This is a genomic window from Gilliamella mensalis, from assembly GCF_900103085.1.
GTDB classification, from domain to species: Bacteria; Pseudomonadota; Gammaproteobacteria; order Enterobacterales; family Orbaceae; genus Gilliamella; species Gilliamella mensalis.
The window spans coordinates 18,802-32,003 of sequence record NZ_FMWR01000009.1 but is presented as its reverse complement, the minus strand read 5'-3'; the positions used below and the strand labels follow the sequence as shown (position 1 = coordinate 32,003).

Here is a 13,202-nt window from a genome sequence, read left to right as displayed (position 1 = left end):
TCCTAGTGATTACTAATTTGGGCAAGCTGTTCATCAGACAACGCGATTTCGTTATTATGGCATACGCCTATACCGGATTTTATAATTTGTTCAGCGATGGCTTTGGCCTCATCTAATGAATGCATTTTATACGTACCGCATTGATATTCATTTAACTCTGGAATCTGATTTTGCGATTTAACATTTAAGACATCATGCATTGATTTGAGCCATGCATCAACAACTAATCCTTCGTCGGGTTTACCTATTAAGCTCATATAAAAACCTGTGCGGCATCCCATTGGTGAAATATCGATAATTTCAACTTTATCACTGTTGAGATGATCGCGCATAAATCCTGCAAATAAATGCTCTAAAGTATGAATCCCTTTTTCTGGCAGATTGTTTTTGTTGGGAATGGTAAAGCGTAGATCAAACACCGTAATATCATCACCTTTTGGGGTTGCCATTGTTTTGGCAATTCGCACAAAAGGTGCTTTCATTTTGGTATGATCAACTTTAAAACTATCTAATAAAGGCATAATGTCCTCCTTGTTTTTTACTTGTTATTTTAATCAATCTGCTAATAAGTACCAATGGCTTTACATTTGTTGAGCAAGTAAATTTATCATTTCTTGTTCGTTAATAACTTTTATTCCCAGTTGTTGGGCTTTATCAAGTTTAGAACCGGCGGCCTCTCCGGCAATAACAAAATCGGTATTTTTTGATACACTGCCCGTTACTTTTGCACCTAACTGTTTTAATCTATTTTTAGCTTCATCTCGCGTTAAAGCTGATAAGGTGCCGGTTAATACGACAGTTTTACCTGAAAAAGGTGAGTCAATAGCAGTTGCTTGTACTTGTGGATTAACCTCTTGCCAGTGAATGCCAATTTCATCGCTGGTTAGCTGTTCTATTACATTGCGATTATGCGGCTCTTGAAAAAAGTCTATAATACTTTCGGCAATAACGACGCCAATATCATTTACCATTTGTAATTGTTCTAGTGAGGCGTTTTCAATTGCTGATAATCCCCCCAGTTGATTCACTAAATTTTCGGCAGTAACTTCACCCACATTTGGAATTCCAAGCGCAAATATAAAACGGCTTAATGTGGTATTTTTAGATGCCTCTAGTGCATTTAATAAATTATTGGCAGATTTTTCGCCAATTTTTTCCAAACTACATAGCGTTGGTAAATTAAGTTTATAAAGATCTACTGGGGTTTTAACATAATCTTTATCCACCAATTGCTCAATGATCTTATCCCCCATACCGTCGATATTCATAGCACGCCTTGATACAAAATGTTTTAAAGCTTCTTTACGTTGTGCTGGGCAAATTAGACCACCGGCACAGCGCGACACCGCTTGGCCTTCGTCTCGCACGATTTGTGATCCACAAATAGGACAGTGAGTTGGGAATATGATTTCTTTTGTGTCCGCAGGTCTTCTATCCAATATAACAGCGACAATTTTAGGAATAACATCACCTGCTCGGCGTACTGTTACATAGTCACCTTCCCGAATGCCTAATCGTGTGATTTCATCACTATTATGTAATGTCGCATTGCTAACAATAACACCAGCGACTGAAACAGGTTCAAGTCTTGCAACTGGTGTAATTGCACCTGTTCGTCCAACTTGAAAGTCTACCTTGTTTAATTGTGTGACTTCTTCTTGAGCAGGGAATTTAAATGCAGTTGCCCATCTTGGTGCACGAGCAACAAAGCCAAGTTCTTTTTGTAGTTCAATGCTATTAACTTTGATAACCACACCATCAATATCAAAGTCTAATGACATGCGTTGCTCGCCAATTTGTTTAAAATAATCTAAAGCAGCCTGTGCACCTTGACGTTTTTGAACTTTATCACTAACCGGTAATCCCCAAGCTTTAAATTGCATTAAACGGTCATAATGAGTATTAGGTAACGTAGTGCCTTCGACAATTCCTACTCCATAACAAAAGAATGTTAAAGGTCTTTTGGCTGTGATTTTAGGATCCAACTGTCGTAATGATCCAGCAGCAGCATTACGCGGATTGGCAAATACTTTCTCGTTTCGCTTTTCAGCATCAGTGTTGAGTTTTTCGAAACCTTTATGTGTCATAAATACTTCACCACGGACTTCTAATCGGGCAGGAATGTTGTTGCCCCTTAACACTAGCGGGATTGTTTTGATGGTTCTTACATTTGCTGTTATGTCTTCCCCAGTTGTGCCATCACCTCGCGTCGCCGCTTGTATAAAGTGGCCATTTTCATAAAGTAGGCTAACGGCAAGTCCATCAAGTTTGAGCTCACAACAATATTCAATATGTTCATTATCGCTTAAATGAAGTCGATCTTTAACTCTTTTATTAAATGCAATAAAACTAGCATCATCAAACACATTATCGAGTGATAGCATGGGCATTTCATGTTTGATAGATGCAAATTGTGCTAATGGTGAACCACCAACTCGTTGGGTTGGTGAGTCAGGTGTAATAAGGTCAGGATGTTGTTGTTCTAATGTTTGTAGCTGTTTTATTAGTTTATCATATTCAACATCGGGAATTTCTGGTGTATCAAGTACATAATAACAGTACTCATGGTGCCTAATTAGGTTTCGTAGTGAGGTCAATTGTTCTGTTATATCTTTAATCGATTCAGATAAATTTGCTGAATTTTCGGTGTTATTCGATAGTGACATGATAATAGGCTCTTAAATTAAAACGTAGGTTTTGGGAATATTATTACAATTTCATTAATTTAACTGCGAATAGTACATAGCTAAATTAAATGATTTAAATACATAGGTTATAGCAATATCTATTTGTCTCCACCAAGCTAAGTTGGTGGGATTTTGTTAAAGATTCGTTGAAAATGTTACGATTAAATTTCGTTACAGGCTTTTTTAATACGATTTTTATAGCTGTCGATTTTTTGTGGTGTTAGCATGTGATGTTCGTCATCTAATACTACACCGTCGACATCATCAGCTATGCGTTGTGCTGTTTGTAACATTAATTTGAAATTTTGTTGGTTGTTACCTTCAGTCGGTGCAACCATAAAAATAGACACGCCAGGAGTGGTAAGTTCATGCATTGTTTCAGGATCTAAATACCCCGGTGTGACCATATTGGCTAAACTAAATAATATTGGACCATTACCAGCAGGATCCATATGACGGTGGAAAATCCGCATATCTCCAAACTGAAAGCCTGATTGCATAATGCTAGCAAGTAAAACATCACCTTGAAGTAATTTTCCGTTAAGACCTGTGATATTTAATACAATAATTTCGGTTGTTGATTTTTCATCGTCAATATTTAGTTTTTTAGGTTTTTCGTTATGGTTAATTTCGTTATTAGCATTAACGGTTTTTTCTTGAGTTGTTTGGATTAAGTCAAGTTGTTTTTCGTCTTCAAAATGATTATGTTCAACATTGATGATAGGTTCTTTTACCTTATCAAAATTAATTTTTTGTTCATCATCGTTATCAATAAACAGATCTTCTTGTTGAGGTCTGTTTTCTTGCTCTTCTACGGCATCATTAATAATTGTACTTCTTTTTTCAAGGGTGGCACTATTTTTTGTTTTTTGGGGTCTTAGCAAAATAACATCATCATCATTATCGTCGTCTTCTTTTAATCCATTTATAGAAAAGTTTTGATGCCGTTTAATATTTTGTCCAAAATTTTCTTTTTTATTTGAACTAAAAAGTGAAGAACGTTCTTTTTTATTGATCCAAAAACCATGAATGACCAATGCAATAATGACCAAGGATGCAACAACAATTAGAACAATACGTAAATTATCCATAATAACCATCTCTGTATTAAATTAAATATAGACTTAAATTATTCAATCATATTTTATAAAAATGATTACGGAGTACTGCAATGTAAATTTTTTACTTTTTCTTAGCAATGTGAAGTAATCTTCATTAAAGCAACCGTATTTGATATTCGTAGTATAACATTTTATTTAAGATACTTTATAGCACAAAAAATCAATTAATCTATATTACTTTATTTGTAGCAAGAATCATAATTATCAATAAAACTTTTTTAAAGTCATACCTTAGTTAGCCATTTTTTAGAACTCTGTGCTATTAACCTGTAAAGATACTTACAATTTATGCATATTTTTTGTAAAATCATCCGTTACTTCTAAATTGAATTCATTGTTATTTAAAAAATAATTATTAAGTTTACTGAGGCATTTTGATGATGAGATTTAACAAACTATTATTAACCATACCTGTGGCAATTGGCCTGCTTTTATTAACAAGTTGTGATAATAGCGAGTTACAGGGCGATGATGATCAAATACCCCAAGTAACTGTATTTAAAGTTGAGCCATTAAACTACACATTAAAAATTAGTTTACCTGGTCGTGTTGTTGCATCTCAAATTGCTGAAATTAGGCCTCAAGTTAGTGGTATTATATTAAAACGAGAATTTGATGAAAGTTCAAATGTTAAAGCGGGACAGTCGCTTTATCAAATTGATCCAGCTATTTATCAAGCTAATTATGATAGTGCTGTGGCAAGTGTTGCTAGTGCAAAAGCAAATGCAAATATTGCACAACTTACTTTAAAACGTTATGCGGGTCTACTAAATACCAAATCAATCAGCCAACAAGATTATGATAAAGCAGCAGCTGATGCCAAACAAGCTCAAGCTGCTGTATTAGTTGCTCAGGCGGCAGAGCATACTGCTAAAGTGAATTTAGATTATACGAAAGTGTACTCTCCGATTGATGGTTATATTGGTAAATCAAGTGTTACGGAAGGAGCCTTAGTTTCAGCCGGTCAACCTTCTCCATTAGCATTAGTGCAACAACTTGATCCTATCTATGTTGATATGACTGAAGCTGCAACGCGTTATAATAAATTCCTTCAAGATGAAAACGTTATTTATGAACCAGCTAAAGGTAATAATGTCGAACTGTTTTTTAACGATGGTTCAAAATATGCTTTGCCTGGTAATATCAAATTTTCAGATATGACGGTTAATGAAACGACTGGTACAGTAACGTTACGATCTCAGTTTGCCAATACTGAAGGAAAAATTCTACCAGGTATGTTTGTTAAGCCTCAGATGACACTAGGCTATATTAAAAATGCCATACTTGTACCTCAACAAAGTATTACTAGCAATGCTAAAGGTCAATATACTGCCAAAATTTTAAAACCAGACAATACGATTGAATATCGTCAAGGTATCGAAATTTATACGGGGATTAGTGGTTATTGGGTAGTAATAAAAGGAATTGACATTGGAGAACAAGTTATTACTACTGGATTACTTAATTTAACCGCGGTCGAAATGGGACAACCAATGAAAGGAAAAATGGTTGGAGAACCAGCTACTTTATCACAAGACCAGTTAGATAGTATCATCAAAAACAATATGAAATAAAACAGGGGTAGATTTAATTATGGCTAAGTTTTTTATTGATAGACCTGTTTTTGCATGGGTAATTGCCATTATGATGATGCTAGGTGGTGCTTTATGTATCAAGCTATTAGCTGTTGAACAGTATCCAGATATAGCTCCTCCCGCGGTTACTGTGTCAGCTGTTTATCCAGGTGCTGATGCGCAGACCATTGAAAATACAGTTACTCAGTTAATTGAACAGAATTTGACAGGTTTAGATAATCTGCTTTATATGAAATCAACCAGTAGTGCGCAAGGTGTTGTTCAAACAACGTTAACTTTTTCGCCAGGAACGAATCCTGACTTTGCACAAGTACAAGTATTGAATAAAGTAGAAAGTATTAAGTCTCGTTTACCTGAAAGTGTTCAAAAAAATGGTGTATCGGTCGCAAAAAATAACAATAACTTTTTGAAAGTTGTAGGTTTTTATTCAACTAATCCCGAAAAAACACAGGCTGATATTGCTGATTTTGTCTATTCTACTGTGCAAGATCAAATTCGACGTGTGCAGGGTGTTGGTGATACACAATTATTTGGTTCTGAATATGCTATGCGTATTTGGCTTGATCCCAATAAATTGACCTACTTTAATTTATCCATTGAAGAAATTATAGCGGCTATTCAAGCGCAAAATGCCCAAGTAACCGCAGGGCAATTGGGTGCTTTACCAGCAACAGATGGACAAGAACTTAATGCAACAATTACTGCACAATCGCGTTTAAAGACGCCTGAACAATTCCAAAATATTCTTGTTCGAGTCAATATTGATGGCTCTAACATTTTATTAAAAGATGTAGCAACAGTTGAAATTGGTGCATCTGATTATAACTTTATTTCGCGTTATAACGGTAATGCATCAGCCGGTCTAGGGATATATCTAGCGACAGGTGCAAACCAATTAGATACGTCAGACAAGGTGGATAAAAAGCTAGAAGAGTTATCTAAAATCTTCCCTGAAGATATTAAATATGCTTTTCCATACGATACTACACCATTTGTTAAGTTATCGATTAGTAATGTAATTCATACACTAGTTGAAGCAATCATTTTGGTTGTTATAGTGATGTATGTGTTTTTACAAAATTTACGTTCAACACTTATTCCTACCATTACTGTGCCTGTAGTGTTGTTAGGTACCTTTGCGATTTTATATATTTGCGGATTTACTATCAACACTTTATCAATGTTTGCGATGGTACTGGCTATTGGATTATTGGTGGATGATGCGATAGTTGTTATTGAAAACGTTGAGCGTATTATGCATGAAGAAGGCTTATCTCCTTATGATGCTACTGTTAAATCGATGGAACAAATCACCTCAGCATTGGTAGGGATTGCTGTTGTATTATCTGCTGTATTCGTGCCAATGGCATTTTATGGTGGTGCCGCAGGTGGAATATATCGTCAATTCTCAATTACCATTGTCACTGCGATGGGATTATCTGTATTGATGGCTATAGTGTTAACTCCAGCTCTTTGTGTACAGATTTTAAAAGCCCCATCTAAAAGTAAAATTAAAAAAACCTCATTCGGTGAAAAACTACAGTCAATACCGCCATTTAGTTGGTGCTCAATTGGTACGAAACGCTTTTTTATATGGTTTAACAATTTTTATGGCAATAGTTTACGTTCTTATGAAAAAGGTGTTATTAAGGTTATTCGTAAGCCCGTAATTGCTTTTATTTGTTATGCTCTAATTCTAGTTGGATTGTTATTCGGCTTTAACCGCTTACCTACAGGATTTCTTCCAGACGAAGATCAGGGAGTTCTTTTAGTTATGGTTGAATTGCCACCAGGTTCGACACTAGAACAAACAATGTCAGTATTAAATAAGACATCTCGCTTTTATACCGAACAAAAAGCTGATTCAGTTGAAGAAATATTTACTGTTGCTGGATTTAGTATGGTAGGTCGTGGACAAAATATGGGACTAGGCTTTGTCCGCTTAAAAAATTGGGATGAACGTAAACGAGATGATCAACAAATTGACGCTTTAGTGGCTAGTGGTTGGGGATTTGCATCTACTATCACCGATGGTCGAGTTATTATTGTTAATTTACCTGCGGTACCATCTTTAGGTATGGCTAATGGCTTCTCTTATATGCTTAAAGATACAGCAGGGCAAGGGCATGATGCTTTAGTTGGTGCATTTTTCCAATTATTTGGTCAAGCATCACAGCATCCATATCTACAGCAAGTTCGCCCTGGCAGTATGCTAGATGTTCCACAGTACAAAATTAATGTTGATTTTGAAACAGCGCAGGCACTTGGTGTGTCAGTCAGTAGCGTTAATACCGTATTATCCACAGCATTAGGTTCTGCTTATATTGATGACTTTGTTTATAATAACCGAGTTAAAAAAGTATATCTGCAATCTGATGCACCTTACCGTATGTTACCTGATGATTTTAGTTATTGGCATGTCAAAAATAAAAATGGACAAATGGTACCTTATGACGCTTTTGCCACAACTTCAAAAAGTTACGGTTCACCATCATTGGTTCGTTATGATGGTGTAGCGGCAATGGGTATTAGTGGATCGGCTGCTCCTGGCATGAGTTCTGGGCAAGCAATGGCTATTATGGAAGAGTTATCTAAAAACTTACCTAAGGGTTTTTCGTTTGACTGGACAGATATTTCTTATCAAGAACGTCAAACAGGATCACAAACCACCACGCTATATATTATTTCAATTATTGTGGTGTTTTTATCATTAGCGGCATTATACGAAAGTTGGACAGTACCTATTTCGATTCTATTTGTTATTCCACTTGGTATCTTAGGAACCGTTTATGCAACTATGTTTAGAGAACTTGATAATGATATCTATTTTATTGTTGGTCTATTAACGACGATGGGGCTATCAGCTAAGAATGCTATCTTGATCGTGGAATTTGCCAAAGATGCGCTTGAAAAAGAAGGTAAATCATTGGTTGATGCAACACTTGAAGCTTGTCGTTTGCGTTTGCGTCCAATTTTAATGACTTCATTTGCCTTTATTCTTGGTGTATTACCATTAGCATTAAATACTGGCGCAGGTTCTGCAAGCCAAAATGCTGTTGGTACAGGTGTCGTAGGAGGTATGCTAACCGCTACATTTTTAACAATATTTTATGTTCCATTATTCTTTTTATTTATAACAAAATTATTTACTAAGCATAAAAACAAACCTGTTTTTACAAAGTAAAAAATATGTTTAAAGGATATAAATAGAGTAATAAACTAATACAAAAAATTCTTCTTTAAGATTCGTTTTGGTTATGCAGAAATATAAATATAAATATATTTTGTTAACAAAACAGTTGAGTGGATTATTTTTATAATCACGTAGATATGGATTAGTGAAACCTAAAATGCGCTATTTTGATTAGCGCATTTTTTATAGCTCAAATTATTTTGCAACAAGTTCCTTAAAAAAGTTGTATGAGTTAATGTAGCCTATCCATATTTAATATTAATTATTCATTAAGACAATAAAGACTGTTCTTAGGCTCATGAGGTTGCAAAAGTCACATTTAAAACTACTAAAACTTATTTTTTTATAACTATCAAAGTATAACAATAAAACTTTGCTGTTTTATCGTTGCAATCACAAACAAGTTACATTCTTCGTTAAACTATTTGTCTTCTATTGAATTTAACAAACAATATCCGCCTTTTATCATGTGAAAGAATACTACTATTTCGTTATACGTTTTAAAATTAATAATTAAACTTAGTGATTAATTAAAGTAATATATAAAAAAAGATTATTATTATGATTTTTTTATATAAATTTAATGCTTAATTATGTTAATGTTCTAATCTTATCTTTAATAAACAGGAAAATACCATGACACACTCATCTAATCCGTTGGTTCGTTTTTACTTGAAAGTAGGGTTGATACCGCAGATTTTATTGGGCTTAATATTTGGCATTATTCTTGCTGCTGTATCTAAAGATGCTGCGCTAAGCATGTCATTATTGGGTGGGCTATTTATCAATGCTTTGAAATCAGTAGCTCCTATACTTGTACTTATCTTAGTGATTGCTTCGATTTCAAATCATCAACATGGTAAGCAAGCTAATATGCGGCCGTTAATTTCCCTTTATCTTGTTGGCATGATGTTAGCTGCATTATTGGCAACCATTGTCAGTTTTTTGTTTCCATCGCAAATTTCATTTGGTGATACCTTAAATAATCTTGAACTTACTCCGCCAAATGGTATTACCGCAGTATTAAAAACCTTACTCGGAAAAATGATCGACAATCCTGTCAATGCACTGATAAATGCGAATTATATAGGTCTTATTGTTTGGGGTGTTGGTATTGGTTTAGCGCTAAGGCATGCTAGTGAAAGCACTAAAACAATGATGAATGATCTGTCTTATGCAATCTCATTTATTGTAAGAATTATTATCCGATTTGCCCCTTTTGGTGTATTTGGACTTGTCGCTTCGACGTTGGCAGAGACTGGTTTTGGTGAATTACTGAAATATGCACATTTATTGGTTGTATTAGTTTCTTGTATGTTAATTGTTGCATTAGTTATCAATCCATTGCTTGCTTATTTAGTTATGCGAAAAAATCCTTACCCACTTGTACTTACCTCTTTAAAAGAAAGTGCTATACCTGCTTTCTTTACACGTAGCTCTGCAGCCAATATTCCCGTTAATATGGAGGTTTGTAAAAAATATAACATGGATGAGGATACTTATTCTGTTGCGGTACCATTAGGCGCAGCAATTAATATGTCGGGGGCTGCTGTTACTATAACGGTGTTAACTTTAGCAACAGTTAATTCAATGCCAGCTAGTGCTGGTATTCATGTTGATATCTATTCTGCGGTATTACTTTGTATCGTTACTTCGGTGTGTGCTTGTGGTGCATCGGGAATTGCGGGAGGATCTTTACTGCTTATTCCTGTCGCATGTAGTATGTTTGGCATTCCTAACGAAATTTCAGCTAAAGTCATTGGCATTGGAATTGCTATCGGCGTGATTCAAGACTCAGTTGAAACCGCATTAAACTCGTCAAGTGATGTTGTGTTTATTGGTGCTGTTTCATCGGCAGCCCAAGAAAAACAAAAGACAATCAATAAAGCTTAAATTTACGATGAAAGTGTACAGTAACGTTATTTGAATATTCAATCGATTTGATTGGCCATTTTTTTGTAAACTGAGCATGTGATTTTTATGATTATCTGCTCAGTTTTATTGAATAATTTATGGATGACTAGTCCTTTCTATTTTTTAATAATATATTATGACCTTATCGTATATAACATATTCCGTTGCTTTTTATGGAATGACTATTTAATATTGGAAACTTGTGTTTAAGGGGATTACTTACTTTACTTGGGTGCCTTAAGCCATAAGGAGACATTATGTTATTCAATGCCATTCTTTTGGAAAAAAAAGAAGTGACGGGTTTTACCTGTTCACTAAAAAATATTAATAGACAACAATTATTATCACAACAAGGTGATACATTAATCCAGGTGGCATATTCAAGTATTAACTATAAAGATGCATTAGCCATAACCAATAAAAGCCCGGTTGTTAGGCAATGGCCAATGGTTCCGGGGATTGATGGTGTGGGTACGGTTCTTGAATGTGCTAGTGGTCGTTATCAAAAAGGCGATATAGTTGTTTTAAATGGTTGGGGCTGTGGTGAAACTCATTGGGGATGTTTGTCGCAATATGCTTATTTAAAATCTGAATGGCTAATTCCATTACCTGATAAGCTCACAGCTCATCAAGCAATGACTATTGGTACGGCTGGCTATACTGCGGGGCTTTGTGTTGAGCGTATTTTTGATTTTGGTGTAAAACCACAAGATGGTATGGTTTTAGTCACTGGCGCCAGTGGTGGTGTTGGTTCAATTGCAGTTGCGCTACTGGCTAAACTTGGTTATCAAGTTACAGCATCAACCAGTAAAATAGACCAAGCTTATTATTTACGAAAACTTGGCGCTGTTAATATCATTGATAGTCAATCATTAAAACAATCCGGTAAACCGTTACAAAAAGAGCATTGGTCAGCTGTTGTGGATGCTGTTGGTTCGCATACTTTAGCAAATGCTTGTGCACAGACCCAATATGGTGGCATTGTGGCATGCTGTGGACTTGTTCAAGGGATGGACTTACCAGCAACGGTTGCACCGTTTATTTTACGAGGAGTTACGTTAGCAGGTGTGGATAGCGTAATGGCAAGTTATGATAAACGAGTAACAGCTTGGAATTTATTAGCGAAGCATCTGGATGAAGAAATCTTATCTTATGTCGGCAGAACAATCACATTAAACGAATGTGTCGAAGTGGCAAATAAGATGATAGCTGGACAAATAAAAGGGCGCTTTGTTGTTGATGTAAACAAACAAATTTAGGCTCGACTAAATGGTGGTATTTTGATATTTACTATGAATCAGTAGTTCATTCATTAAATATAGTGTTTTAACAAATCAGCGGTATAAAATTCACACCGCTGTTGTTTATCACATCATTTATCGTAATTTAAGGTTACAAAAATTTTAGCAATGAATCTGTCTTTATCAATTTTTAATTGATTGTTTCGTTATAGCCATCAATTGCATTTTCAAGTTGCCCATTCAAAGATTCAACTTCTATCTTAACATTGTTGGCCTGTAAATTTTTTAAAACTATTTTCATTTGGTTAATCAATTGAGGTAAACGATCAACAAAACGATCATAATAAAGGTCGTTTAAACCTTGTTCTTTAATCAATTTAGTCTTGCCTTTATTGGCAATTAATTCATTGGTGATCGATTGTATTTGTTCAATTTTTTGTTCAATTGCTGATTTATCAAGATTTTTAAATTGGTTGTTTTCTGTAAAACTCTTATTGATTAACGCAACAACATCCTCAGATAGATCCATAATTTCAATACAGTTGTAGTTAAGCATTAATCCTTTATTTTTTATATCTACTTTTTGAAATGCATGAATTTCTTCGTATAATTTACGATAAGCTAAAGAGGCGACATTTTCAGCTTCAACATATTGATTATAAATCGTTGCCAGATTATTTAACAGTTCAGGTAATTTAGCAAAGTCATCCAATTTATATTCATGGTTGAAATAATATTTAGCAATTGAACCATAAGCTAATCCTAATTCAATATATTTATCGCTCACTGCTTTGCCTGCAGCGTCAAGTTCGGGCAACTCAGGTTTAAGTTCTAATAATTCAGTAATCAATTGTTTATATTCATCAAGGTTTTCTGCTGAAGGGTTGTTAACAATGGAGAGTTTTAATGGATTTTTTTTTACATAATTTACATCGATTTGTCCATTTTTATCACTGACACTTTTTAAAAAATCCCTGACTCTATTATCAAGAAGGTAGAGAGAAGAAGGCATCGAATTTCTTCCCCTTAAATCTTGTGCTGCTTGAGATAAATTGGTATCAAAAACGTCCAGCCATATATTGCCTTTCCGTGCCTTTAATGCTAATTGCTGTGAAATATCTTCTGATGTTTTAGATTCTGAATTAGCTGCAGGTTGTTGTGTTTTATTATCTGTTGATTTGTCATTACAACCAACCATTAAAAGTCCAGCAATGAGTGCTGTTAAAATTTTTGTTTTCATCTTTTATTTCCCTAATTTTGGCATTATAAATTCATTGCATTTATACTTTATTATCTTTTAAAGATTATTTCTAATAAAAATTTGTGATGCTTATACTTAATTATTGTAATAACTCTTGTATTCTTAGCTAAAAAAGAATAAATTCGGTTTCAACAAGCTGTTTTGAAAGTGATGTCCACAATTACCATTTTAAATTTTCAATCATCTAAGA

8 protein-coding genes are annotated in these 13,202 nt (G+C 34.6%); 4 read left to right on the top strand and 4 right to left on the bottom strand.

The window, feature by feature from the left end:
• Positions 1 to 2 precede the first annotated feature (2 nt).
• The 3 genes from luxS to zipA form a co-directional block, all read right to left on the bottom strand.
• The gene (luxS, locus tag BQ5209_RS05040; RefSeq protein ID WP_085247458.1) at positions 3 to 521 is read right to left on the bottom strand and encodes an S-ribosylhomocysteine lyase; all 519 of its coding nucleotides are present in this window, start codon (positions 519 to 521) and stop codon (positions 3 to 5) included.
• 60 nt (positions 522 to 581) lie between these two features.
• Positions 582 to 2,618: an NAD-dependent DNA ligase LigA gene (ligA, locus tag BQ5209_RS05035; RefSeq protein WP_085247530.1), complete on the bottom strand. Its 2,037-nt coding sequence runs from the start codon at positions 2,616 to 2,618 to the stop codon at positions 582 to 584.
• A gap of 230 nt (positions 2,619 to 2,848) precedes the next feature.
• On the bottom strand, positions 2,849 to 3,781 hold the full coding sequence (zipA, locus tag BQ5209_RS05030; RefSeq protein WP_370737826.1) for a cell division protein ZipA: 933 nt from the start codon (positions 3,779 to 3,781) through the stop codon (positions 2,849 to 2,851).
• 404 nt (positions 3,782 to 4,185) lie between these two features.
• Between zipA and BQ5209_RS05025 the strand changes: the two genes are divergently transcribed.
• The 4 genes from BQ5209_RS05025 (at position 4,186) to acuI (ending at position 11,769) form a co-directional block, all read left to right on the top strand.
• The gene (locus BQ5209_RS05025; protein WP_143421852.1) at positions 4,186 to 5,382 is read left to right on the top strand and encodes an efflux RND transporter periplasmic adaptor subunit; all 1,197 of its coding nucleotides are present in this window, start codon (positions 4,186 to 4,188) and stop codon (positions 5,380 to 5,382) included.
• Between the two features lie 19 nt (positions 5,383 to 5,401).
• Positions 5,402 to 8,587 (top strand): efflux RND transporter permease subunit, encoded by a 3,186-nt coding sequence (locus BQ5209_RS05020; RefSeq protein WP_085247456.1) that lies wholly within the window; start codon positions 5,402 to 5,404, stop codon positions 8,585 to 8,587.
• Positions 8,588 to 9,232: 645 nt separating this feature from the next.
• On the top strand, positions 9,233 to 10,489 hold the full coding sequence (gene sstT, locus BQ5209_RS05015; RefSeq protein ID WP_085247455.1) for a serine/threonine transporter SstT: 1,257 nt from the start codon (positions 9,233 to 9,235) through the stop codon (positions 10,487 to 10,489).
• Between the two features lie 278 nt (positions 10,490 to 10,767).
• Entirely contained in the window at positions 10,768 to 11,769 is a 1,002-nt protein-coding gene (gene acuI / locus BQ5209_RS05010; RefSeq protein ID WP_085247454.1) for an acrylyl-CoA reductase (NADPH), read from the top strand.
• Between the two features lie 172 nt (positions 11,770 to 11,941).
• On the opposite strand, the gene BQ5209_RS05005 is transcribed toward acuI, so the two are convergent.
• The gene (locus tag BQ5209_RS05005; protein ID WP_085247453.1) at positions 11,942 to 12,991 is read right to left on the bottom strand and encodes a DUF3829 domain-containing protein; all 1,050 of its coding nucleotides are present in this window, start codon (positions 12,989 to 12,991) and stop codon (positions 11,942 to 11,944) included.
• Between the last annotated feature and the right edge of the window lie 211 nt (positions 12,992 to 13,202).

Excerpts from the sequence above, each read along its gene's own strand:
- BQ5209_RS05025 (WP_143421852.1), top strand. The coding sequence starts at position 4,186 with ATGATGAGATTTAACAAACTATTATTAACCATACCTGTGGCAATTGGC.
- sstT (WP_085247455.1), top strand. The coding sequence starts at position 9,233 with ATGACACACTCATCTAATCCGTTGGTTCGTTTTTACTTGAAAGTAGGG.
- BQ5209_RS05020 (WP_085247456.1), top strand. The coding sequence starts at position 5,402 with ATGGCTAAGTTTTTTATTGATAGACCTGTTTTTGCATGGGTAATTGCC.
- BQ5209_RS05005 (WP_085247453.1), bottom strand. The coding sequence starts at position 12,991 with ATGAAAACAAAAATTTTAACAGCACTCATTGCTGGACTTTTAATGGTT.
- luxS (WP_085247458.1), bottom strand. The coding sequence starts at position 521 with ATGCCTTTATTAGATAGTTTTAAAGTTGATCATACCAAAATGAAAGCA.
- acuI (WP_085247454.1), top strand. The coding sequence starts at position 10,768 with ATGTTATTCAATGCCATTCTTTTGGAAAAAAAAGAAGTGACGGGTTTT.